The sequence below is a fragment of the Maribacter algicola genome (genome assembly GCF_003933245.1).
GTDB classification, from domain to species: Bacteria; Bacteroidota; Bacteroidia; order Flavobacteriales; family Flavobacteriaceae; genus Maribacter; species Maribacter algicola.
Map to the genome: position 1 here is coordinate 854104 of NZ_QUSX01000001.1, position 24558 is coordinate 878661.

Below are 24558 nucleotides of genomic sequence, written 5' to 3' on the forward strand. Positions count from 1 at the left end.
GACTGTTCCTGATATTTGACCTGAACCAAATAAATAAAAGAAAAAATGAAAACTTCAAGTGTATTGATCGTGCTACTTCTTATGAATTCCGGTTTCTTGGCAGGGGTGCTAGGAACGCAACTTCTGGGCTTTCTAAACCCCTATATAGTAGGAGGGGCGGAACTCTTTTTGGGTATAGCCTATTATGCGCATACGGTCATTAGGGATGTACGTAACTGCTTTGACGTGGATTTCAAATTATAAGTTACCTTGGTAAGGTAATGATTTGATTGAATCATCTGGGAGCTACTGGATCAAGGCTCAAAAGAGCTTTGGAATCCTAAAATTCGCTTTCCAAATTTTTGGTGAAAACAAAGTGTGCACTTTAAATCATGAAATGGGTTAAAAAATGTCATTGGAAAAAATTGTATGATAAGCCTTTCGGGGTTACTTTTGCCGCAAATTTCTTGGATTGACCAAATCATCCATAGCAGGCTATTTTCAACAGTCTCCCCAACTCGGGAAACTGCAGGAGGCTATTTCCCAAGTTCAAGATTCCGGTGCAATTGAAAACCCAAGAATTGGCCTAAAAGGATTGGCAGGTTCTGCACTGTCTTTTGTTTTAGCTGAAATTTTCCAAAAGCAGGACAAACCATTTTTGGCCATCTTCAACGACAAGGAGGAGGCCGCCTATTTTTTAAATGACCTGGAACGGATCATTGGTGAGGATCATGTCCTGTTTTATCCGGGAAGTTACAGAAGACCCTATCAAATTGAGGAAACGGACAATGCTAATGTGCTCTTAAGGGCCGAAGTCCTGAACCGCATCAACTCCCGAAAAAAACCGGCCTTTATTGTTAGCTACCCCGATGCACTTTTCGAAAAGGTAGTGACGCGCAAGGAACTGGACAAGAATACCCTTAAAATGAAGTTGGGCGATTCCTTGTCCCTCGATTTTTTGAACGAGATTCTGTTCGAATATCAATTCAAGCGGGTAGATTTTGTGACCGAGCCAGGAGAGTTCTCAGTCCGAGGGGGTATCGTGGATGTCTATTCCTTCTCCAATGATGAACCGTACCGCATTGAATTTTTTGGAGACGAGATCGATAGCATAAGGACCTTTGATGTGGAAACACAACTATCCAATGCCAAGATCAAGAGCATTACCATAATACCCAACATGGCCAACAAGTTCCTCACGGAACAACGACAATCCTTTCTAACCTATATTGCGGCGAGTACACTGGTGTACAGCAAGAACACCGATTTACTTTTTGGTCGCCTCAACGACCTTTTCGAAAAAGCCAAGGAAGCCTTCTCAAAACTTTCGGAAGACATAAAACACGCCACTCCGGCAGAGCTTTTTTTGAGCGGCACAGCTTTCAAGGAGCAATTACAAAATTTTCTGGTTCTGAATGCCGATGGCGCCCAAAAGGACCAAAACCATTTTGAGTTCAGCACAAAACCGCAACCCTCTTTCAATAAAAAATTCGACCTATTGATTGAAAACCTCAACGATTACAGGGAAAAAGGCTATACCAATTATATTTTTTGTGCTAGCGAACAGCAATCCAAAAGGTTTCAGGACATATTTGAGGAAATAAACGAAAAGGTACATTACCAGACCTTGGTTTTTCCTTTATACCAAGGATTTGTGGACGATGACCTAAAACTGGTCTGTTATACGGACCACCAAATCTTTGAGCGGTACCATAAATTCCATATCAAGAACGGCTATTCCAAAAAACAGTCCATCACCCTAAAGGAACTCAACAAATTGGAGATTGGGGATTATGTGACCCATATTGACCACGGTATCGGAAAATTTGGGGGACTGCAAAAAATAGATGTGGAGGGCAAAAAACAGGAGGCCATAAAGCTGATGTACGGTGAACGTGATATCCTTTATGTAAGCATCCACTCCCTACACAAAATTTCCAAATTCAACGGTAAGGACGGGGCCGTTCCCAAAATATACAAATTAGGTTCCGGAGCCTGGAAAAAAATCAAGGACAAAACCAAAAACCGGGTCAAGAAAATTGCCTTTGACTTGATCAAGGTATATGCGAAGAGACGCTTGGAAAAAGGATTCCAATACGCGCCGGACAGTTATTTGCAGAACGAATTGGAGGCTTCCTTTATTTATGAGGACACTCCAGACCAAAGCACGGCTACGGAGGACGTTAAAAAGGACATGGAAAGCGAACGCCCCATGGACCGTTTGATCTGCGGCGATGTAGGTTTTGGAAAAACCGAAGTGGCCATACGGGCCGCTTTCAAGGCAGTTGACAATGGCAAACAGGTAGCCGTCTTGGTCCCTACCACCATTTTGGCCTTCCAACACCACCGTACGTTTTCAGAACGATTGAAGGATATGCCCGTTTCGGTCGATTATCTAAACCGATTCAGAACCGCCAAGGAAAAAAAAGAGACACTAGAGAATTTAGCCTCCGGAAAGGTGGACATTATAATCGGCACACATCAACTCGTGAACAAAAATGTACAATTCAAGGACCTGGGACTGTTGATCGTGGACGAGGAACAGAAATTTGGCGTATCTGTAAAGGACAAGTTAAAATCCATCAAGGAAAATGTGGATGTGCTCACCTTAACGGCCACCCCTATTCCTAGGACCTTGCAATTCAGTTTGATGGCGGCACGCGATCTATCGGTCATCAATACAGCGCCGCCCAACCGCTATCCCATTGAAAGTCAGGTAATCCGTTTTAACGAAGAGACCGTTAGGGATGCCATTAGCTATGAAATAGAGCGTGGCGGTCAGGTATTCTTCATCCATAACAGGATTGAAAACATAAAAGAGGTAGCCGGAATGATCCAACGTTTGGTTCCCGATGCCAAAGTGGGCATAGGCCATGGCCAAATGGATGGCAAAAAGCTGGAAACCCTCATGCTGGGCTTTATGAACGGTGAGTTTGACGTGCTCGTTTCAACGACCATTGTTGAGAGCGGTCTGGACGTTACCAATGCCAATACCATCTTTATCAACAATGCGAACAATTTTGGACTGAGCGACCTTCACCAGATGCGCGGTCGTGTGGGGCGAGGCAATAAAAAAGCCTTTTGCTATTTCATTACCCCACCATACGAGGTAATGACCACGGATGCCCGAAAACGCATCGAAGCCTTGGAACAATTCACGGATTTGGGCAGTGGTTTCAATATTGCCATGAAGGATTTGGAAATACGTGGAGCCGGTGACTTATTAGGTGGTGAGCAAAGTGGCTTTATCAACGAAATCGGTTTTGAAACCTATCAAAAAATATTGGCGGAAGCCATTGAGGAATTGAAGGAGAACGAGTTCAAGGAGCTGTATGACGAAGTGGACGGTCCGCACGAAAAAATCTATGTGAAGGAAACGCAAATAGATTCGGATTTTGAACTTTTGTTCCCAGATGATTATATCAATAACATTACGGAACGGCTAACGCTGTATACCGACCTGAACCAGATAGAGGACGAGGAAGGACTGAAAAACTTTGAAAAGCAATTGATAGACCGCTTTGGGGAACTTCCCCCACAGGCAGAGGATCTATTGAATTCCGTGCGGATTAAATGGATTGCCAACAGCATCGGGCTTGAAAAAATAGTTATGAAACATGGGAAGATGATCGGTTATTTTATCAGTGATCAACAATCAGATTTCTACCAATCCCAGAATTTTACAAGGGTATTACAATACGTACAATCCAACCACCAAAAATGTAGGATAAAGGAAAAGCAGACCCGTAACGGGCTTCGTTTGCTCTTGACTTTTGACGGAATTACCAGCGTGGATAAGGCCTTACAAGCGATTTTACCTTTTGATAGAAGCCCTAAAAATGAAAATACCCCAGAAATTGATAGGCAAAAAAGGGGTTAATCCAAAAATTATTACTTTCAACAGATTTGAAGTGTTAGAAGCAAAAGATTGAAATATCTTCGCAAAGTTTCATAAAATCATAAATTACCACGGACAAGTTCTTGCCTATGAATTTTGAAATATCGGAAAAACTGGCCATAGTAAAGGTGATTGACGCCTTAATCCATGCTGATGGTATTGTGCATAATGGAGAAATCCACGCCTTTGGAAAGTTGATGAAGATTTTGGATTTTGACGCCAACTTTTTGATTCAAGCGCGTTTCCTGGAAACGGAACAGAGTATCTCCATGGTCAGGAATTTTTCACAAGAGAAAAAAGATATGTTGGAAAACCTCATGGCAGAAATGGCAAAGGCCGATGGTTTTGTACATCAAAAGGAAATCGATATGATGGAAAACGTCTTATCAGCTATCAAATTGCAGATGCATTCCAGTGTTTAAATGGACCATTAAATAGTGCATTCCCATTGCCTACACATATAATTGGAAGGGAATTTTTAATCGACCGTTCCATATATGCTTTCACTTAGATTTTACCCCAAAAATCCTTAGCGCTACAAATTTGAATCGTAATTAACCTAGTATTAGATTCAATTTCAATTATCTTTAGCTGCTTCCTTATGTAATTCATTTATAAACAACTCAAAAAGTAGTTATGAAGAAGCTATTCAAGTCTTTTCCAAAACGAATGGTAATTAGTCTATGTCTACTGCTATTTGTATCAATATCCTGTAAAAAAGAGGTAAAACAATTGGAGAAAGAGACCCCTAAAACAAAGGTGGTCACTGAGTCGACAAAAAACAGGATAGATTCTACGCTGCGGTCCTTTGTGGAATCTGAAAATATCGCTGGTATATCGGCCTTAATTTTTGAGAATGGCCAAGAAGTGTATTACAATGATTTTGGTTATGCCGATAAGGAAGCCCAAAAACCTATGGAACGAAACACGATCGTCCAAATATATTCCATGACCAAACCCATTACCGGAACGGCCCTCATGACACTATATGAAGATGGCAAATTTGAATTGGACGACCCCATATCAAAATATGCCCCGGAATTTTCCAATATGGAAGTCTATACCGGAGTGGATTCAAAGGGAAATATCATCACGGAACCCCTGGATCGGCCGGTAACCATAAGGGACGTAACCAGGCACACTGCTGGGTTTCCCAACAGACCAGATATTCCAGGCTTGAGCGAATTATTGGAACAAAAAAACATTTACGATCGTGAGACTACGCTAAGTGATTTAGCGGAAAAATTAGGCGACATCCCACTTTGGTTCCAACCGGGCACCCAATGGGAGTATGGGCCAAGTGTGGATGTACAGGCCCTTTTGGTGGAACGGATTTCTGGGGTTCCATATGGGGAATATGTACGGAACAATGTACTGGACCCGCTTGGAATGCAGGAAACACGCTATTTTATTCCCGAAGGAGATCGGGAAAGGTTTGCAAAACTCTATATTAGAACTGGCGAAGGTGCCTTGGTGCAAGATTCCGTCACCTACAGTAATTACACCCAGCGATGGCCGCTAACAAGAGGGGGTTCCGGTCTTACCTCAACCTTGGACGATTATATGAAGTTTGCCCAGATGTTGGTAAATTATGGTAGTCTTGATTCTGTTGAAATATTAAAACCGGAAACGGTAAAACTAATGGCCACCAACCAGTTGGCCGATAGCATCACCGAAAGATCCTGGTTGCCTTCCAAAGGACAGGTAGGGTTTGGAATCGATTTTGCCGTTAGGGTAGCCCCACCGATAGACGCTGCCGAAAATCATGGTATGGTAGGCGAGTTTTATTGGGATGGTGCGGCCAGCACACTTTTTTGGGTGGATCCTGTAAATAAATTGACGGCCGTCATGTTTGTCCAATTGTTCCCCTATGACCAAATAGGGTTACACAAAAAATTCAGGGATGCCGTATATGGCCCCTATAAAAGTGAAGATGCCAAATAAATAAAGAAATTTAAAGATGAGGTTTTTACAGGTTTTAATAGTAGTGTTTTTTTCAATGGGTGTACAATCCCAGCATACGGTTTCAGGGAATTTCTCCCCCGCCAATTCCTTTAGGTATATTTTGGTCTACCATCTGGCCAACAATGGTGTAGAATACGTAACGGATACAGGTGTAGAGGACGGCCAATTTTCATTTACGTTACCTCACTCCGTTTCTCCCGGATTGTATAGATTGGTCTATGCCGTTCCCCAAGATGAATATTTTATAGACATAATTTACAACTGTGAGGAGAATATTGTTCTCAACTTTGATTTGGAAGCAGGTATAGACATAGTGAGTTCGAAAGAAAACTCTATTTATTATGACTATTTCTCCGAAATCGAAAACGCCAAGGACGCGTTCATGGCATTTTATAGCGATGGAAAATCCGACAAAAAAGAGTACATGCAATTGGTAGATAAGATGGCACGGATTCAAAACAGCTACGAGTCAAAATCAAAAGGTTTGATTGCCGATACCTTTATCCAGGCGAATAGGCATTATCTACCTAAAAAGTATATGTCGCTGAGTGATTTCCTCGTAGAGAAGAAGAAGCATTATTTTGACCATATAGATTTTACGAATGGTATGCTACAGGCTTCCGAATTCTTTTCGGATAAAGTACTGAACTATATGTTCTGGGCCATTCCACCTGGAACACCAGAAAGTGGTTTGGTACTAGAAATAAATAAAAACGTCGATTTTATGGCATCCAAATTAGAGGTCGTACCAAAAATTTTACAAACGAACGTTTTGGCAAAGGCTTGGAAGAAAGCTAATGAAAGTGAGGCCTATGAAGTATCGGACCATATTTTCGAAACTTATTTGAAAAAGCTTGCCCAGGAAACCGAAAACGATAACCTGATTACAATTATCGAGACCCAGACACGACTTCGCAAAGGGGCCGTTTCACCAGAGATAACCTGGGAGGAAAACGGTGAGAAAAAATCATTGTCCAGCCTATCAGGAGCATCAAGATACCTCCTCATATTCTGGAGCAGCACTTGCTCCCATTGTTTAAATGAAGTACCGGTACTCCATGAACAACTAAAGAGCATTCAAGATGTGGAGGTGGTGGCCGTTGGTTTGGAGGACGGTACGGAAAGCTGGAAACAGACCATTCCCAAATTGCCCGATTTTCATCACGCCATTGCGCTTGAGAAATGGGAAAGTCCCTATGTACAAACTTTTTCCGTTCAAAAAACGCCCACCTACTTCATTTTGGACAAGGACAAGCGTTTTTTGGATAGACCTGAGAGCGTAGAGGCCGTTATTGAAAATTTAAAGCGCCCAAATTAAAATTGAACCCAACTACTAACAACTAATAAAGGAAACCCTTTTCCATTCTTTATTAGAGACTTGTTCTAAATAAAAGCCTGTGGTAATTCTAGCCACCATTTTAGAATTTGAAATTTGCAGCTTAAAATTTTTGAATACCCATAAAACACAAAGTATTTCTCTGACTTACAAAAATCCCTAATGAAGCACTATAGCGTCTTTAAATCCTTAATGGTCTTAAAGGCAATGTCTACCTGTTCGTCATTCACCAAAATAGTAAACTCATTGGTAGTGGAAATAACTTCGTAGAGAACGATTCCCTCCCAAGCCAAACGCTGAAAAATGAAATAATAAATACCCGGTACGGAAACGTTTTCTGCGGGTAACTTTACTGTTATGGAGGAAAGATTATCCGCCTTTTGGGTACATTTTTCGTCCTTGAACAATTTCTGGACGGTCTCGTCCATGATACTGCTGATGACGATATTAATTTCGTTTACGCCCCTACTGGAAGTATAAAAGACATCTTGATTTTCATTTATTTCTTCCAATAACTTGGCCTGATGCACCAAGATGTTGTCCGATGCCAAAAAGGTATAATCGGTAAGAGAAGACCTAACCGTAATTTCACCAATATTCTTCAAAACCTTTAAAATCTTATGCGTAGCCCTAAATTCAAGGTCATCAGACAACCTTTTTAAGGCCATAACTATGGCCCCATTGCGAATATCCTTTCCTAGTTCCGCCTCAATTTCCGGTTTCACGATTCTTGAGAGTGACGTTAGGTTGATGATACCTTGTGCCAAGGCGCTTTGTAAAAATGGCTTTTTCTTGATATAGTGCTCTACAACGGAAGAAATGGTCTTCATCTGTTAGAATTTATTGATTTAATAGGCTGTATGCAATGTACCGTCCCGATAACTTTCGGAGCACCTCGTAGGTTAACGAGAATGCTATTGGTTCATTTCAGACATTTGGTTGTTTAAGCAAATATAACAAGTTGTTATAAATAAAACAAAATGTTTTTAAATATTATTCTATAAAATTAATAGGATAATCAAAAGTAATAATAGGCACTTTCTAAATGTTCAATCTCCAAATTTCCACCTTCCTTGAAGATGGTAATTATATCAAAACGGGTATCCACATCCAATTCCCGTGAAGTCACGTAATGGTCGGCCGTTGCAACCAATAACTTAATCTTCTTTTGGGTAACCGTTTCAGCTATGTTTTCAATAAATTTTGAGCTTCGGGAACGTACTTCTACAATGGCGAGAATATCATCCTTTCTGGCTACGATATCGATTTCGCCTTTTAAATATCTATAGTTTTGGTAGCAGATTTTGTATCCTTTTTTAATGAGATAATTTTTGGCCATCTCCTCGCCTTCCTTCCCAAATTCATTATGTTTTCCCATAATATTCTGTAAAAGAGTGTATTTCGTCGAAAAACTAGGTTTTTTAACGCATTTAAAAAATGAACATATTAAATTCGGATGTCAGACAACGAAAATATACGGATTCTTATACTATCCCAAATTTCGTTGCGTTAAATAGAAGCCCCAACTCTATAGAACGTAACATTATTAACGCCCTACTTTAGGACTATGGAATATTTCATTAATTGTAATACTTCTACCCTTGCTCCGTATACGGCACCTTTAGACCAAACCAGAGCTTTACACCTTTACAGAAGATTAGGTTTTAGTGCATCGGTAGATACCGTCAATCAAGCCACCGGACAAAATGCCGGTACCCTTGTGGATACACTGGTGGACCAGGCCATTAACATGGCACCCACTGCCGCCCCTGTTTGGGCCGATTGGAACAATGCAAATTACCCGGCTGACGATGATGCCCGCAGACAACTGGTAAACCAACAACGGTCAGAATTCGCCCTAGGATACGCAAATGCCTTATTATCCAACAATCTTAGAGATCGATTGAGTTTCTTTTGGAGCAATCATTTTGTAACCGAATTGGATGTTTACGAGTGTAATTCCTTTTTGTACCACTACATCAACTGCCTTCAAAGAAACGCCATTGGAAATTTCAGGACGTTCGTAAGTGAAATTGGCCTAACTAGCGCCATGCTCTATTATTTGGACGGTGTCTACAATAATGGCAACAATCCTAACGAGAATTATGCTCGAGAGTTATACGAACTATTCACCCTTGGTGAAGGTAATGGGTACACGGAACAGGACATTATAGAAACTGCAAGGGCTCTTAGTGGTTATGTAGAGCGCGGCGAGGAAGGATGTACCCAGGTGACCTTTAGGGCGGATAGACATGATACTGGCACTAAAACTATTTTGGGACAGACGGGCGCGTGGGGCTATGATGATGTCATCACCATCCTTTTCCAACAACGGCCCAACGAAATTGCGGAATTCATCTGTAGAAAACTCTATGAATTTTTTGTGCACCCAGATTCCCAGGACGATGCGAACAACGCACAAACGATAATTGACGGAATGGCATCGACCTTCATTTCCAATAATTTTGAATTGGCTCCAGTACTAAGACAGCTTTTTAAAAGTGAGCACTTTTTTGACGATGAGGCCATTGGCGTAATCATCAAAAGTCCTTTCGATTTCTATTTGAACACCTTAAAGGAAACTAGCTTTGCCTATGATGATACCGTATTGGGCTCTATGCTCAATTATAGTGGAATGTTAGGTCAAGAGCTGTTCGACCCCTTTGATGTGGCCGGATGGCAGCGGGACAGAACGTGGATCAACACCAATTTTATTATAGGTAGATGGCTTACCATAGAAAGCATTTTGGAATCTTTCTACCAACAGAATAACGAACAATTCAGGTCGTTGGGTTTATCAATTACAGGGACTACTGGCTTGACAAGTACCAACCCTGATGTGGTAGCCCGACTTATCATCGACTTTATCCTCCCCAAAGGTTTATTGGACGAAGGAGAATACGCAAAAGCATTCGCCATTTTTAGAAGCGATGTGGAAGACGTCTACTACGAAGGTGGCAACCAGGAATCCTGGACCTTGGCCACATGGCCACAAGCCCCATATCAAGTGTATCTCTTGATGCAATACCTAGCTAGACAACCTGAATATCAATTAAAATAACAATACCTACCGCTATGTGCCATACACACCACTCACCCCACAAAGGACTAGAACACGATGGTCATGATAAAGAACATCAAATATGGAGCCGACGTTCCTTCTTACAGGCATTAGGAATTGCCGGTTCCGGTTCTATGTTGCTGGGAGCCAATATGCTAACGGCATCCTCCCCGTCCCCATTGACTGCAGGAATTGCAGCGGCCGAAACGGATAATATCCTAATTCTCATAAGGTTATCTGGTGGCAACGATGGTCTAAGTACCGTTATACCCATTGAACAATATGACAGTTATGCCAATGCACGGCCCAACATTTATATCCCGGAAAGTAAAGTGTTAAAACTTACGGACGAGTTTGGGGTTCCATCCTACATGGGCGCCTTGGAGCCCCTATGGGGCAACGGCCAGTTTAAAGCCGTTCATGGAGTAGGTTATGAAAATCAAAGTTTGTCCCATTTTACGGGGTCGGACATTTATGCCAACACAGATTTGACCACAACCGGTTTTAGCGGTCTGAACACAGGATGGATGGGAAGGCATTTTGAAAATATCTATCCCGATTATTTGATCAATCCTCCAGCGGCACCGGCAGCAATACAGATCGGTCAATTTGGAAATTTAATTTTCCAAGGAGAAGAAACAAACTATGCCTTTGTAACCTCTAATGTGGATCAATTACAAGAAATCGCGGAATCTGGTGTGGTCTACGGTTTGGACAATGCCCTCTTCAACGGTTGTATGTACGGGGATCAATTGAAATTTTTAAGAGGTGTGGCGAATACCACGTACGAATACTCCGGTCTAATTCACGAGGCCTACGAAAGAGGCCAAAACCAAGTAGAATATCAACAGAACGGATTTGCTCGTCAGATGGCCCTATTGGCGAGATTGATAAAAGGCAATCTGGGAACCAAAGTATATATGGTATCTATGGGCGGTTTTGACACTCATGGGAACCAGCCTTTGGCGCACGAACGACTAATGACCAATCTATCGGTTGCTATTAATAATTTCTACGAGGATTTAGGATTTACGCAACAGGACAACAAGGTTTTGAGTATGACCTTTTCGGAATTTGGCCGAAGGATATTCGAAAACGGTTCAAACGGAACGGACCACGGAAAGGCGGCCCCTACCCTGTTCTTTGGTTCGGGATTGAACGGAAGTGCCTTTGTAGGCGACCACCCTACGTTGGAAGACCCTGATGGAAGGGGCAACCTGGAATACACCATGGATTTCCGTGACCTTTATGCCACTGTATTGGCCGAATGGTTATGTGTGGACATTCCGCTGGTGGAACAACATCTATTGGACCACCCCTACAACCCGGTGAATTTAGGCTTTAACTGTAGCGGTACGGATTTCCCCGATATCGTGTACAGCGATGGCCCTGTGACTCCGCCAACACAACCCGGCGAAGAGGGTTCGGATCCCGTAAACCCGGATTTATTGAACGCCATTGTGCACAAGCCATTTTATCCTACAGATAGTACGCCACATATTTACCTGGAAATGCCCTTCTCTGCTCAGGTAGACATTCAACTTTATAATATTCTTGGACAACATGTAGGTACCGTCTTTAACGAAATGATGCTAGAAGGTTCTACCGAAATCAACATACGAGAGCGCGTACCCAAGCACCTATCAACCGGCAAGTACATTTATCGCATAAGTGTACAGAATCAAAAGATGAGCAAGTCGGTAATGGTAGCGTAAACGGTTTCCCCACTATGTAACTTGACCTTCGGTCGTACTATGGTACACCGAGGGTTTTTTGATTTTTCACTATCTGGTCCTACTCGGCATTAAAAATGGTTATTTTTGTGCCTTTAATTTACATTGATGTCGACAACTACAGCACCCAAGAGATATACCATCACCGCAGCCCTGCCTTATACCAACGGACCCATTCATATAGGTCATTTGGCCGGGGTCTACGTACCTGCGGATATTTATGCCCGTTATTTACGCCTAACAGGAAAAGATGTTGCCTTTGTTTGTGGCAGCGACGAGCATGGCGTGGCCATTTCCATGAAGGCCAAGAAAGAAGGAGTTTCACCCAAGGATGTTATCGATAAGTATCACGCTATTATAAAACAATCCTTTGCGGACTTTGGCATTTCCTTTGACAATTACTCCCGGACCTCAGCAGAGGTACATCATGAAACAGCATCGGGATTTTTCAAAAAATTATACGAACAAGGAGATTTCATAGAGGAAACTACCGCCCAATTATACGACGAGGAAGCGAAACAGTTTTTGGCCGACCGATTCGTAATCGGTACTTGTCCTAAATGCGGCAACGAGGAAGCCTATGGCGACCAGTGTGAAAATTGCGGGTCGTCCCTGAACGCCACCGATCTGATACATCCAAAATCGACCATCACGGGTTCTGTCCCCACTACAAAGGAAACCACCCATTGGTTTTTGCCCCTGGACCGCTATGAGGAATTTTTAAGGGAATGGATCTTAAAAGGCCATAAGGACGATTGGAAACCCAACGTCTATGGACAATGTAAATCTTGGATCGATGGGGGTCTGGAACCCCGCGCCGTCACCCGTGATCTGGATTGGGGAATTCCCGTCCCTGTAAAGGGGGGTGAAGGTAAAGTTTTGTATGTATGGTTCGATGCACCCATTGGCTACATCTCCTCCACCAAGGAATGGGCCCTAAGGGAAGGAAAGGATTGGAAACCCTACTGGCAGGACAAGGACACCAAATTGGTACATTTCATTGGAAAAGACAATATTGTTTTCCACTGCATTATTTTCCCTGCCATACTGAAAGCACATGGAGGTTATATACTTCCCGAAAATGTTCCGGCCAACGAATTCTTGAATTTGGAGGGGAACAAACTTTCCACCTCCAAAAACTGGGCCGTGTGGCTACATGAATATTTGGAGGATTTCCCAAACATGCAAGATGTGTTGCGTTACACACTAACAGCCAATGCTCCGGAAACCAAGGACAACGACTTTACATGGAAAGACTTTCAGGCTAGGAACAACAACGAGCTAGTGGCTATTTTTGGGAATTTCGTGAACCGCGTTGTAGTGTTAACAAATAAGTACTACGAAGGTGAAATACCCACTCCAAGTACCCTTTTGGAAGTGGATATTGAAACCTTGAACGAACTCAAAAAATTTCCAGAGATTATCTCCAGTTCCTTGGAGCGCTATCGCTTTCGGGAAGCTGGTCAGGAGTTGATGAATCTTGCCCGCTTGGGCAATAAATATTTAGCCGATGCCGAACCTTGGAAGGTCATCAAAGAAGATGAGGATCGCGTGAAAACAATTATGTATGTGGCTTTGCAAATTGCCACTGGATTAGCCGTGTTGAGCGAGCCGTTTTTACCGTTTACGTCGGATAAGTTAAAAAACATACTCAATATCGCTTTGGCTCCGCTCAGCGACCCGAATTTGGAGGCTGAACGTAGTCGAAGTCTCACTTGGAACAGCGTTTCTCAAAATGAGAACCTGTTATTACCCGGACACAAAATAGGTCAATCCGAACTATTGTTCCGTAAAATAGAAGACTCTGAAATACAGGCTCAACTGGACAAGCTGGAAGCCACCAAAAAAGCAAACCAACAAGAAAACAAAGAACTCATGCCTCAGAAAGATACAATTACCTTTGACGATTTCTCCAAATTGGATATGCGCGTAGGTACCATCATGGAAGCCGAGAAAATGCCAAAAGCCAAAAAACTATTGGTCCTTAAGGTGGATACCGGATTGGATGTTCGTACCATTGTTTCCGGCATTGCCGAAAGTTTTACCCCAGAAGAAATTGTGGGTAAAAAAGTGACCGTTCTTATCAATTTGGCACCTAGGGCCCTTCGTGGTGTAGAAAGCGAGGGCATGATTTTAATGACGGAAAACAAGGAAGGTAAATTGGTGTTTGTAAATCCTGATAATTCTTTCGATTCCAGTGGAGATGGAGTCGGAAATGGAGCGACTATCAATTAATCCAATTGAATTTGTTCCAATAGATTCTCGTGTATAGCTGGCACATCGAGCGGAGACGAGATAGGAGACCTATTCGAAGCAGGCTTGTTCGATAACTTCTCTTCTGCAACTCCAAAAAAATGCTCCTTTTTGGCGGACACCTGAACAGACAAAAAATAATTTACCATGTTACTTATCCCCTATATCCAAAAACACACCAACCTGCCTGAAAAAGCCATCCAAAACACGGTGGAACTACTTAACCAGGACTGTACCGTGCCCTTTATTTCCCGATATCGAAAGGAAGCCACGGGTGGTTTGGACGAGGTTCAGATTGGCAGCATCGTACAGTTTAAGGAACAGTTCGAGGCCTTGGAAAAACGGAAAATTGCCATTATTAAATCCGTTGAGGAACAGGGTTTATTAACCCCGGAACTTAGGGCCAAATTTGAATCCGCCGAGGATTTGACCCAATTGGAAGACCTCTACCTTCCCTTCAAAAAAAGCAAAAAAACCAAGGCCGAGGTAGCCCGAAAACAAGGTCTGGAACCCTTGGCCAAAATCATGATGGCCCAACGGTCGGACGATATAGAGTTTTTAGCTTCCAAATATCTGGGTCCTGAAATACAAAACGAAGACGAAGCTTTGGAAGGTGCGCGACACATCATTGCCGAATGGATCAATGAACGAACGGATATTCGAAATATGATCCGGAACCAGTTGGAACGCTTTGCCTTGATTACCACAAAAGTGGTGACCGCCATGAAGGATACTTCGACTACGCTCAGCACAAGTGAAAAAGCACAGAAATTCCGGGATTATTTTGATTGGAGCGAACCTTTGAACCGTTGTCCATCGCACCGTCTATTGGCCATTTTACGGGCGGAATCGGAAAAAATCATCCGAGTAAAAATAGAACTTGACGATGAGCGGTTACTGGAACGCATCGAGGAAAAAATCATCAAAACCAACAATGCCTGTGCGGAGCAAATAGCATTGGCCATTGCCGATGCCTATAAACGCTTACTGTTTCCATCCCTTTCAAATGAACTGTTGAAAAACGCCAAGGAAAAAGCAGATGACGAAGCAATCGCCGTTTTCTCCAAAAATCTGCGTCAATTGTTGTTGGGGGCTCCTTTGGGCGAAAAACGAATTTTAGCGATTGACCCCGGATTTAGGACGGGTTGTAAATTGGTCTGTTTGGACGCACAGGGCAATCTTTTACACAATGAAACCATATATCCCCATGCTCCCCAAAACGATACCACCGGAGCCATCAAGAAATTAAGTTCCTTGGCCGATGCCTATAAAATTGAAGCCATTGCCATTGGAAATGGAACCGCATCCAGGGAAACGGAACGATTGGTGAAAAAAGTGGCCTTTAAAAATCCCATCGAGGTTTTTGTGGTCAGTGAGGCCGGGGCTTCCATCTATTCTGCCTCCAAAATTGCCCGAGAAGAATTTCCAAATTATGATGTTACCGTACGTGGCGCCATTTCCATAGGTAGGCGCTTGGCTGACCCTTTGGCAGAATTGGTAAAAATCGACCCTAAGTCCATAGGTGTAGGGCAGTACCAGCACGATGTAGACCAAACGAAATTGAAAAAATCTTTGGACACCGTTGTGGAAAGTTGTGTGAACTCCGTAGGTGTAAACATCAATACGGCCAGCGTTCCTTTGTTAAGTTACGTATCCGGTATTGGCCCAAAACTCGCCGAAAACATCGTTGCCCATAGAACAGCGCACGGACCTTTTGGGAGTCGAAACGCTATTATGGACGTTCCCCGTTTAGGCGGAAAAGTCTTTGAACAGGGTGCCGGATTTCTTCGGATAAAGGATGCCGAAAACCCATTGGACGATTCCGCCGTACACCCCGAAAGCTATTCCATCGTACAAAAAATGGCATCGGACAAAAAGAAGGGAATATCTGAACTCATTGGAAACAAGGCCCTCCTGAAGGAAATCGACCTTAAAAAATACTGCACGGATACCATCGGCCTACCCACTTTGGAGGATATTCTTTCCGAACTGGAAAAACCCGGACTCGACCGTCGCGAAAAGGCGAAGGTGTTCACTTTCGACCAAAACATAAAAACCATATCAGATTTGCGGGACGGACAGTTGTTGCCCGGCATCGTGAACAACATTACCAATTTTGGGTGTTTTGTGGACATCGGCATCAAGGAAAGCGGCCTAATTCATGTTTCCAACCTTTCGGATAGCTTCGTAAAGGACGTAAATGCCCATGTAAGCCTTCATCAGCAGGTTATCGTAAAGGTATTGTCCGTCGATATTCCTAGAAAACGGATACAATTGAAGCTGCACAAAGGGTAAAGATGAAACTAATACCCCTAGTTTTGAGCCCGGAACAAGCGGTCGTTGATGCTACTGCCCAAGCCCTTTTCCGGAAAACGTTCGGCAAGGATCAAATCCAGTCCGCTTTTATCCAAGGTATGTAAGGCCTCAAAAAGTGACATGGCCGCCTCTTCCATCATCTTATTTTTTGAAAGGGTAATGACCTTGGTAGCCATTGGAAAATCTTCCTCGAAGAAACTGAGTACGCCAATACGTTTATCATAATACTGCTTCAAGGCTTCCCCAATATCATCACATACCATTAATGGGGTCCTTGGCGAATAGTGTTTTAACAGCATGCCTGGAGCTTCCGGGGAAGTTTCATTCTCGGTGGATACCCTTAGTTCGCCAACGACGGCCTCAATGGCTTCCTTGGGAATACCTCCTTTTCGGTACAATATGGGAATCTCCCCGTCAAAACCGATAATCGTAGATTCCAAACCCACCTGGCAGGGCCCTCCATCCAAAATAGCGGGTATTCGGTCGCCAAAATAGTCCCACACATGTTGCGCAGAGGTTGGACTCACCCGGGTAAAGGGATTGGCACTAGGGGCCGCCAAGGGAAATGGTAAGCCTTTTAAAAGTTCTTGCGTCAACGGATGCTTGGGCATTCGCACCCCTACCGTGGACTTTCCGCCCGTAATGATTTCCGGTACTATATCCTGTTTGGGCAATATCAAGGTTAGGGAACCCGGCCAAAAAGCCTCGGCCAAGTCATAGGCCTTTTGCGGAATATCCTTCGCCAAAACGGGCAATTGCTCCATTTGATGGATATGAACGATCAAGGGATTGAATGCCGGCCTACCTTTCATCTCAAAAATGCGCTTTACCGCCTTACTGTCCAACGCATTGGCGGCAAGACCATATACTGTTTCCGTGGGGATGGCAACCAATTCACCTTCCAGTAGAAGCTTTTGGCATTTTGCAACATCTATGGTTATTGAGGTCTTCATTAGGGCCAAAGGTAATTAAGGTTTCCATATTTTTGCATATTGATAGTCTATCGATGCTAAAAATCGCCTACCACCCCATTTACAATCATCCATTACCGGAAGGTCATCGATTCCCGATGATCAAGTATGAACTCCTGCCCAAGCAGCTTTTGTATGAAGGGACTTGCAGCGATGTAAATTTCTTTACCCCGGAAATCCCAAACGATAAGTACATCCTTGCGGCCCACGATGCCGAATATTTTTATGACCTTCTAAACCTCAAAATTCCACATAAGGAGGCCCGAAAAATTGGATTTCCACTGGACGAGAATTTAGTGGAACGGGAACGGATCATTGCCGATGGCACCATGAAAGCCTGTGAGTATGCCCTACAATATGGTGTTGCCATGAACATAGCCGGCGGAACGCATCACGCTTATAGCAATCGGGGTGAGGCTTTTTGTATGCTGAACGATCAGGCCATAGGTGCCCGATATCTGCAGTCCAAAAAATTGGCGAACCGAATACTGATTGTGGATTTGGACGTACATCAAGGGAACGGTACCGCGGAAATCTTCCAAAACGATACCTCCGTGTTTACCTTCTCCATGCATGGGGCCAACAACTACCCTTTTAAGAAAGAAATATCGGATTTGGACATTCCCCTGCAAAAAGGCACTGGGGACGTGCAATACTTGACCATTTTAAAGGATATTTTACCACAGCTTATTGAAAAACACCGTCCTGATTTTATTTTCTATCTCTGCGGGGTGGATGTGTTGGAAACCGATAAACTAGGAACCCTGGCCCTAAGCTTGGATGGTTGCAAACAGCGGGACGAATTTGTTCTAAAGACCTGCAAAGCGCATGGCATCCCGGTTCAGTGCAGCATGGGAGGTGGCTATTCAAAGGATATCAAAACCATCGTAGAGGCACATGCCAATACCTTCCGTCTGGCGGTGGACATTTTTTCCTAATTTCAAATTTAGACTTCTCCCAAAATCTGATTTGAGTTACATTTTTGGCCAATACCGACTTTGAAAGCCCCGTATTTTTAATACTTTAGGGAATAAATTAAGACTATTGAAACTTCCATCCTTTTTAATTTTACTGTTTTTAAGCCTTTTGGGACATACCCAGACAACACCGCTGGACACGGTAGACACGCGTTGGAAAATGTTCACTTATGACATGGGGAACATCTTTACAAGCGTAGGTCATTCCTATACCAGACCTTTTCATTGGAAGGGAAGACAATGGGCGGAATTCGGTGCCGTATTGGGGGGAACTGGAATTGTATATCTATTTGATGATAATACCTCTCAGTTTATTAGAAACAACCGCGAAGGTGTGCCCAAGTGGATACGGGATTATGGGGAAACCTATGGGAATCCCGAGAATAACTACTTGGCGACTTCAGGTGTCTATTTTACAGGATTACTTCTAAAAAATGAAAAATTAAGAAGGACCGGAGTGCTCTTGGTAGCATCGGCAACATCTGCCGGATTGTTACAACAGGTACTGAAATCTGTAGTAGGGAGAGCTCGACCCCTAGCAGAACTGGGCAAAGATACCTTTGACCCCTTTAACCCGAGTAGAAACTTTCATTCGTTTCCTTCCGGACATGCCATTTTAGCATTTACTAACGCCTATGCTATTGCAAAACAGTTCAAAAATCCTTGGGTTAAAGCCGGAATATATACGGTTGGAGCCATTCCAGGAATATCGAGGGTTTGGGACGGACAGCATTGGTTAAGCGATATGGTTTTTGCTTTCGCCATTAGTATTGCTACCGTTGAGTCCATAGACAGGTATCTGGATTCCAGGTACGACCAAAAGTATAATGACAATGTTAAAAAAGTGACTTGGAACCTAAATTTTGGCCCAGGTCAAGTGGGGCTGAACTTACGGTTTTAAATTATTTTGCGAAGTAAACATAGATGGCCACCACAATTAATACAACCGCTATTCCTCCTTGTTTAACGTATTTATAGGGCGATATATCTACCTGTTCAGTATAACGTAATTCAAATGCTTCTTTCCTTGGATAAAACTTTCCTATAACAAGCATTATGACACAGTTCATAACGAACAATATCGCCATTACATGTAAGTAGTGCGGGTAGGCGTCGGCCTCCACCAAGGATAATTGAGCAGGGTCCGTAACCCCAGCGTTCTTGGCCTCCTCCAACGCATTCCCAATAAAATGGGGTTTCATGATAAATTGGCTCACAATATATAGGGCTGAACCAAGGAATATTCCAATTTTGGCAGCAATGGCGGGAACCCGCTTTGTTAAATATCCCACCACGATTATTGTAAAAATGGGAATACTGTATATACCGTTGATTTCCTGAAGATAATTGAACAAGCTACCTGCATTAGCAATTAACGGAGCTATGAACATAGCGGCCAAGGCCAAACAAATACCGAAAACCTTACCGTATTTTACCACGGTAGCCTCTGAAGCATCCTTATTGATATGCTGTTTATAAATGTCTATACCAAAAAGAGTTACGGAACTATTCAATACACTGTTGAAAGAACTTAAGATGGCACCGAACAATACCGCGGCGAAAAACCCGACCAAAGTTTTAGGCAATACGGCCCTAACCAACTCTGGATAGGCTAAATCACTGGAAGCCAAGCCTCCTTCAAAATAATAGTAAGCGATCATTCCAGGGAGTACGAGGATAATGGGACCTAAAATTTTCAAGAAAGCGGCCAACAATAACCCTTTTTGCCCCTCAGCCAAATTTTTGGCCCCCAAGGCCCGCTGTATAATCTGCTGGTTGGTGCCCCAATAAAACAGCTGTACCAACATCATCCCGGTAAATATGGTCACAAAGGGTACTTCTTGACCTTTTTCCCCCGTAGAGTCGAAACGCTCCGGGTTCGCGGTCATCAAAACATCCAGTCCTTGGGTAACACTGCCGTCCCCGATCGCCATCAAACCAAAAACAGGAATCAATAATCCCCCAATTATCAAACCTATGGCATTGATACTATCTGAAACGGCCACGGCTTTGAGTCCGCCAAAAACCGCATAGATAGAACCAATGATTCCAATTCCCCATATACAATAGACCAAGGCGGATGATTCCGATATATTGAACATTCCCGGAACATCGAACATACCGCTAATGGCCACAGAACCAGAATACAATATAACCGGTAACAATACCACAACATATCCGGTCAAAAATAACGCGGAGGTAATCGTTTTAGTAGTGACATCAAACCGATCTGCCAGAAATTGGGGAACCGTGGTCAATCCGCCCTTTAAATATCTTGGCAACAAAAATACTGCTGTGACCACCATCGCCATCGCAGCCAGGGTTTCCCATGCCATAACCGATAATCCATCCTTATAGGCACTTCCGTTCAACCCTACAATCTGCTCCGTAGAAAGATTGGTAAGCAACAGCGATCCTGCAATGACCCCTGCCGTAAGACTTCTCCCTCCTAAAAAATAACCATCGGATGATTTTTCGTTGGTACTTCGTGTGGCGTACCAGGCAATAATCGCCACAAGTAACGTAAAACCTAGAAATGAGAATACTGCTAGAAAATCCATAAAGAGAGAATTAGTTGGTTCTTTTAGTTTGATACTTCCTTATACCTTCCTTCCGAAATATCCAGAAATCGCTCTGTACATAAGAAGACCTGCAAATTATGAAATTTGCACAAAAGGACGACAACTAATATAAGACATACAATATTGGCCGATGCATTTAATGGATTAAATAAGAAAAACATTTGCTACATTTAATAAAACCAAACGCTGAATAAATGAAACAACTCGCCAAACTTTTCCTTGTGCTTTTGTCCATACAACTTACCGCACAAACGAGTTCTATAAAAAATAGTCCGGTACTTACAGAAGGGAATCCATCGGAACAAGGGATGTCCTCTGAAAGATTGGATAGAATCGACTTAATGCTAAGTAATGAAGTCTCAAAGGGTAATCTCCCAGGTGCTGTAGCGCTAATTGCAAGGAATGGCAAAATTGTCTTTCACAAGGCCTATGGAATGGACAATTCAGAATCCGAAAAAGCAATGGAAAAAAATGCCATTTTTAGAATTGCATCGCAAACAAAGGCCATTACCGCTACGGCCGTAATGATGCTATGGGAGGAAGGAAAGTTTAAATTGGACGACCCGATCTCAAAGTACATACCCCAATTTGAAGCAGCCCAGATTTTGGAATCGTTTAACGAGGCTGATTCCACTTACACCACAAAACCCGCAGAAAACCAAATTACCATTAGGGACCTCATCACACATACCTCGGGAATAGGATATGGGATGATCGATGGCGATGAACGTTTTAGAAAAATATATGCGAAGGCTGGCATCATCGATGCCTTTACTTCTAAAAAGATACTAATAGGGGATAATATAAAAAAGTTGGCTACCCTACCCTTGCACCATGAACCAGGTCAAGCATGGACCTATAGCGAAGGTCTTGACGTGCTTGGCTATTTCATAGAAATAGTTTCAGGAATGCCCTTTGATAAATTTTTGCGCACCCGAATCTTTGAGCCTTTACAAATGAACGATACGTATTTCTACTTACCTAAGGAAAAATGGGACAGATTGGTGGCCGTCCAATATAGGGATGGAAAAAAATGGAAACGTTTCACTACCCCTATTTTTGATATTGACTATCCAAATAGTTCCGGGACCTTTTTTTCGGGGGGTGCAGGACTGTCCAGTACAGCACAGGATTATGCCAATTTCTTACAGATGTACCTCAACGGAGGTGAACTGAACGGTAAACGTTTGTTAAGCAGAACTACGGTACATAGTATTTTAAGTAACCAAATAGGCACCATTTGGGATGGTAGAAAACATTATGGTATTGCCTTTGACCTAATCAACGAAAAGGGAGCCATGGCAGGTGGTGAAGGTAGCGAAGGCACGTTTAGTTGGGGCGGCTACTTTAACACTCAATATTTCGCAGATCCCCAAGAAAATATAATAGGAATCATCATGAAACAGACCCAGGGCCCTGTAAATGACGATACGGGCTGGAAGTTTAGGCAAATGGTTTTCGCTTCTATTGACGATTAAAATGTAAGACCACATGCGTGTTAACCAATTGGGCATTTAATCATAAAAAGTAAAAATCCCTATAATTCTAAAAAATTAAACAACTAAATCATGAAAAAACAATTTGTATCCGCTTTACTATTATTCATTACCTTAAATGTATCCGCACAACGTTTAAAAATCAATGAGGGAGATTTTAAAAACCTAAAAGGAATAAATACCTATAGCGTTGTCTTTGATTATACCGATGTGCAAATTCCAAAATTTGAAAACGAGGAAGCCTTCTTGAAGGACAAAATGGACAAACGCGAAGAGAAAAAGGCTGGGGATGGTGAACGATTCAAAAACGAATGGTTCAGTGACCGTCCAGATAGGTACCATCCCAAATTTATAGAATCCTTTAATAAACGCTTTGAAAATGGCGAACTATCCGTAACCGAAGATGCGGCGGACTATACCATGGAAATACATACCACTAAAATATATCCAGGATACAATGTTGGGATTGTAAGGCACAATGCAGAAATAGATGCCTCCTTTACCATTTACAAAACGGGAGACAAGGATAATATACTGTTTTCAGGAAGCTATAAAGATGTTCAAGGAAATGGTGCTATGGGTTATGATTACAACTCTGGTTACAGAATTTCCGAGTGTTATGCCAAGTTGGCAAAAAACATAGCACAGGAATTTGACAAAAAAGTTTTGTAGAAGTTACATTGCTACAAGAAAACGACAGTCTAAAGACCGGCATTTTCCTTTTCCAAATCCGTAATGTGGGCTACGGTGCGAACTAACCGATGATGGTTTTTTACGAACGGATTGGTCTTGTCCCACACATAACCGGCCAGTACGGAACAAATTTGTTCCTTGATAAGCGGATTTTCAGAATCGGTAAAGAATATCTTTTGAAGGTTTCCCGTATACCATTCCTTCACATAGGTAGAAAATACCTCTACTCCTTCCAACATGTATTGGGAATACTCGGTTTCCCAATCCACTTCTTCCCCCCTAAGTTCTTTGGCTATCAATTTTGCCGATACATGCGCAGATTCCGTTGCAAAAGTGACTCCGGAAGAAAAAACGGGATCTAGAAACTCCGCACTATTCCCTGTAAGCACAAAACCCTTGCCATAAAGCTGTTTCACAGATTTGGCAATGTTCTTGATCATTTTGGGTTCAAAGACGTAGGGCAGAGCTTCAAACCTATCATGGTAGTGGTCGCTCAATTTCATCAAATTCCTAAGCCTATTCTCCATGGTTCCTTCAAAGGACTCCAAATACTCCGTGGGCCCTACATATCCAATACTTGTATATCCATTTGAAAAGGGTATGACCCATAACCAGGTTTCCTGGCTTACGATATCAAAAGTAATGCGATGCCCTTCCCATCCGCTGGGTCTCCTTATATCCTTTACATGGGTAAAAATGGAGGAATGTTTAGGTATTTCCGAGGGTTTTTCCAGGTCGAGCAATCTGGGTAGCACCCTTCCAAAACCACTGGAATCTATAATAAATTTGGCCTCTATCTCAGAAGAATTGCCTTCTTGGTCCGTAATTGTGGTAACCGAATGATTCTCTTTGAAATCCACCGCCAATACCTCTTTTTCAAATTCGATGTCTACCCCACGTTTCAGTAGTTCATCCGTTAATGTCTTATCAAATTCCGCCCTGGGAACCTGCCAAGTCCAATCCCACCCTTTGGTATGTTTTTTACTAAAATCAAACTCACAAACTTTAGCACCTTGCAAGAAACGGGCACCTGTTTTGATTTCAAAGTTCTTTTCCTTAAGGCAATCAAGCAGGCCAACGGCCTCAAAATGATCCATGCACCTGGGTATCAAACTTTCCCCAATGACAAACCTGGGAAATTTGTTTTTCTCAACAACCTTGACAGAAATACCCTCATTAAAAAGGTAGGCGGCCGCAACGGAACCGGAAGGTCCGGCACCGATCACCAATACGTCTGTTTTTTCTTTTTTCATTTAAAAATGATTTCCATGACAATCATGAACCTAATTCACTAATTA

Annotated in this window: 18 protein-coding genes; 13 read left to right on the forward strand and 5 right to left on the reverse strand. The window is 42.7% G+C overall.

Translation table 11 applies throughout. From position 1 onward, the window contains the following. Positions 1-45 precede the first annotated feature (45 nt). The 5 genes from DZC72_RS03525 to DZC72_RS03545 all read left to right on the forward strand — a co-directional run bounded on the left by DZC72_RS03525 (position 46) and on the right by DZC72_RS03545 (position 7160). A complete protein-coding gene (locus DZC72_RS03525; protein WP_125221499.1) occupies positions 46-243 on the forward strand; it encodes a hypothetical protein in 198 nt (65 codons plus the stop codon). 208 nt (positions 244-451) lie between these two features. After that, positions 452-3859 (forward strand): transcription-repair coupling factor, encoded by a 3408-nt coding sequence (gene mfd / locus DZC72_RS03530; protein WP_125221500.1) that lies wholly within the window; start codon positions 452-454, stop codon positions 3857-3859. A gap of 107 nt (positions 3860-3966) precedes the next feature. Next, on the forward strand, positions 3967-4299 hold the full coding sequence (locus DZC72_RS03535; RefSeq protein WP_125221501.1) for a TerB family tellurite resistance protein: 333 nt from the start codon (positions 3967-3969) through the stop codon (positions 4297-4299). A gap of 214 nt (positions 4300-4513) precedes the next feature. After that, positions 4514-5821: a serine hydrolase domain-containing protein gene (locus tag DZC72_RS03540; protein WP_125221502.1), complete on the forward strand. Its 1308-nt coding sequence runs from the start codon at positions 4514-4516 to the stop codon at positions 5819-5821. 16 nt (positions 5822-5837) lie between these two features. Next, positions 5838-7160 (forward strand): TlpA family protein disulfide reductase, encoded by a 1323-nt coding sequence (locus DZC72_RS03545; RefSeq protein ID WP_125221503.1) that lies wholly within the window; start codon positions 5838-5840, stop codon positions 7158-7160. Positions 7161-7348: 188 nt separating this feature from the next. Here DZC72_RS03545 and DZC72_RS03550 read toward each other — a convergent pair whose 3' ends face one another. Together DZC72_RS03550 and DZC72_RS03555 are read right to left on the reverse strand one after the other, a co-directional pair. Beyond that, positions 7349-8008: an aspartate kinase gene (locus DZC72_RS03550; RefSeq protein WP_125221504.1), complete on the reverse strand. Its 660-nt coding sequence runs from the start codon at positions 8006-8008 to the stop codon at positions 7349-7351. Between the two features lie 188 nt (positions 8009-8196). Beyond that, on the reverse strand, positions 8197-8556 hold the full coding sequence (locus DZC72_RS03555; RefSeq protein ID WP_125221505.1) for a YraN family protein: 360 nt from the start codon (positions 8554-8556) through the stop codon (positions 8197-8199). Between the two features lie 189 nt (positions 8557-8745). On the opposite strand from DZC72_RS03555, the gene DZC72_RS03560 reads away from it, so the two are divergent. The 4 genes from DZC72_RS03560 (at position 8746) to DZC72_RS03575 (ending at position 16520) form a co-directional block, all read left to right on the forward strand. Further along, positions 8746-10239, forward strand: coding sequence for a DUF1800 domain-containing protein (locus tag DZC72_RS03560; RefSeq protein WP_125221506.1), 1494 nt, complete (start codon positions 8746-8748; stop codon positions 10237-10239). Between the two features lie 14 nt (positions 10240-10253). Continuing rightward, positions 10254-11954, forward strand: a complete 1701-nt coding sequence (locus tag DZC72_RS03565) for a DUF1501 domain-containing protein (protein WP_125221507.1) — start codon at positions 10254-10256, stop codon at positions 11952-11954. Between the two features lie 126 nt (positions 11955-12080). After that, positions 12081-14207, forward strand: a complete 2127-nt coding sequence (gene metG, locus DZC72_RS03570) for a methionine--tRNA ligase (RefSeq protein WP_125221508.1) — start codon at positions 12081-12083, stop codon at positions 14205-14207. Between the two features lie 165 nt (positions 14208-14372). Beyond that, the gene (locus DZC72_RS03575; RefSeq protein WP_125221509.1) at positions 14373-16520 is read left to right on the forward strand and encodes a Tex family protein; all 2148 of its coding nucleotides are present in this window, start codon (positions 14373-14375) and stop codon (positions 16518-16520) included. A 17-nt stretch (positions 16521-16537) separates the two neighbouring features. On the opposite strand, the gene DZC72_RS03580 is transcribed toward DZC72_RS03575, so the two are convergent. After that, positions 16538-17494: an L-threonylcarbamoyladenylate synthase gene (locus DZC72_RS03580; RefSeq protein WP_125221510.1), complete on the reverse strand. Its 957-nt coding sequence runs from the start codon at positions 17492-17494 to the stop codon at positions 16538-16540. Positions 17495-17547: 53 nt separating this feature from the next. Between DZC72_RS03580 and DZC72_RS03585 the strand changes: the two genes are divergently transcribed. Both DZC72_RS03585 and DZC72_RS03590 read left to right on the forward strand, forming a co-directional pair. Then, positions 17548-18450, forward strand: a complete 903-nt coding sequence (locus DZC72_RS03585; protein WP_125221511.1) for a histone deacetylase family protein — start codon at positions 17548-17550, stop codon at positions 18448-18450. Between the two features lie 106 nt (positions 18451-18556). Continuing rightward, the gene (locus DZC72_RS03590) at positions 18557-19390 is read left to right on the forward strand and encodes a phosphatase PAP2 family protein (RefSeq protein ID WP_243641635.1); all 834 of its coding nucleotides are present in this window, start codon (positions 18557-18559) and stop codon (positions 19388-19390) included. Between the two features lies 1 nt (position 19391). On the opposite strand, the gene DZC72_RS03595 is transcribed toward DZC72_RS03590, so the two are convergent. Beyond that, positions 19392-21050, reverse strand: coding sequence for a solute:sodium symporter family transporter (locus DZC72_RS03595; protein WP_125221512.1), 1659 nt, complete (start codon positions 21048-21050; stop codon positions 19392-19394). A gap of 215 nt (positions 21051-21265) precedes the next feature. Between DZC72_RS03595 and DZC72_RS03600 the strand changes: the two genes are divergently transcribed. Together DZC72_RS03600 and DZC72_RS03605 are read left to right on the forward strand one after the other, a co-directional pair. Beyond that, positions 21266-22549 carry a serine hydrolase domain-containing protein gene (locus DZC72_RS03600; protein WP_125221513.1) on the forward strand — a complete coding sequence of 428 codons (1284 nt, stop codon included), beginning with the start codon at positions 21266-21268 and terminating at the stop codon, positions 22547-22549. Between the two features lie 90 nt (positions 22550-22639). After that, a complete protein-coding gene (locus DZC72_RS03605; protein ID WP_125221514.1) occupies positions 22640-23239 on the forward strand; it encodes a hypothetical protein in 600 nt (199 codons plus the stop codon). Positions 23240-23268: 29 nt separating this feature from the next. On the opposite strand, the gene DZC72_RS03610 is transcribed toward DZC72_RS03605, so the two are convergent. After that, a complete protein-coding gene (locus tag DZC72_RS03610; RefSeq protein ID WP_125221515.1) occupies positions 23269-24513 on the reverse strand; it encodes an NAD(P)/FAD-dependent oxidoreductase in 1245 nt (414 codons plus the stop codon). Between the last annotated feature and the right edge of the window lie 45 nt (positions 24514-24558).

Coding starts and splice junctions, on each gene's coding strand:
- DZC72_RS03605 (WP_125221514.1), top strand. CDS start 22,640: ATGAAAAAACAATTTGTATCCGCTTTACTATTATTCATTACCTTAAAT.
- DZC72_RS03580 (WP_125221510.1), bottom strand. CDS start 17,494: ATGAAGACCTCAATAACCATAGATGTTGCAAAATGCCAAAAGCTTCTA.
- DZC72_RS03600 (WP_125221513.1), top strand. CDS start 21,266: ATGAAACAACTCGCCAAACTTTTCCTTGTGCTTTTGTCCATACAACTT.
- DZC72_RS03550 (WP_125221504.1), bottom strand. CDS start 8,008: ATGAAGACCATTTCTTCCGTTGTAGAGCACTATATCAAGAAAAAGCCA.
- DZC72_RS03555 (WP_125221505.1), bottom strand. CDS start 8,556: ATGGGAAAACATAATGAATTTGGGAAGGAAGGCGAGGAGATGGCCAAA.
- DZC72_RS03565 (WP_125221507.1), top strand. CDS start 10,254: ATGTGCCATACACACCACTCACCCCACAAAGGACTAGAACACGATGGT.
- DZC72_RS03540 (WP_125221502.1), top strand. CDS start 4,514: ATGAAGAAGCTATTCAAGTCTTTTCCAAAACGAATGGTAATTAGTCTA.
- DZC72_RS03610 (WP_125221515.1), bottom strand. CDS start 24,513: ATGAAAAAAGAAAAAACAGACGTATTGGTGATCGGTGCCGGACCTTCC.
- DZC72_RS03560 (WP_125221506.1), top strand. CDS start 8,746: ATGGAATATTTCATTAATTGTAATACTTCTACCCTTGCTCCGTATACG.
- DZC72_RS03585 (WP_125221511.1), top strand. CDS start 17,548: ATGCTAAAAATCGCCTACCACCCCATTTACAATCATCCATTACCGGAA.
- DZC72_RS03545 (WP_125221503.1), top strand. CDS start 5,838: ATGAGGTTTTTACAGGTTTTAATAGTAGTGTTTTTTTCAATGGGTGTA.
- DZC72_RS03575 (WP_125221509.1), top strand. CDS start 14,373: ATGTTACTTATCCCCTATATCCAAAAACACACCAACCTGCCTGAAAAA.
- DZC72_RS03595 (WP_125221512.1), bottom strand. CDS start 21,050: ATGGATTTTCTAGCAGTATTCTCATTTCTAGGTTTTACGTTACTTGTG.
- DZC72_RS03525 (WP_125221499.1), top strand. CDS start 46: ATGAAAACTTCAAGTGTATTGATCGTGCTACTTCTTATGAATTCCGGT.
- metG (WP_125221508.1), top strand. CDS start 12,081: ATGTCGACAACTACAGCACCCAAGAGATATACCATCACCGCAGCCCTG.
- DZC72_RS03535 (WP_125221501.1), top strand. CDS start 3,967: ATGAATTTTGAAATATCGGAAAAACTGGCCATAGTAAAGGTGATTGAC.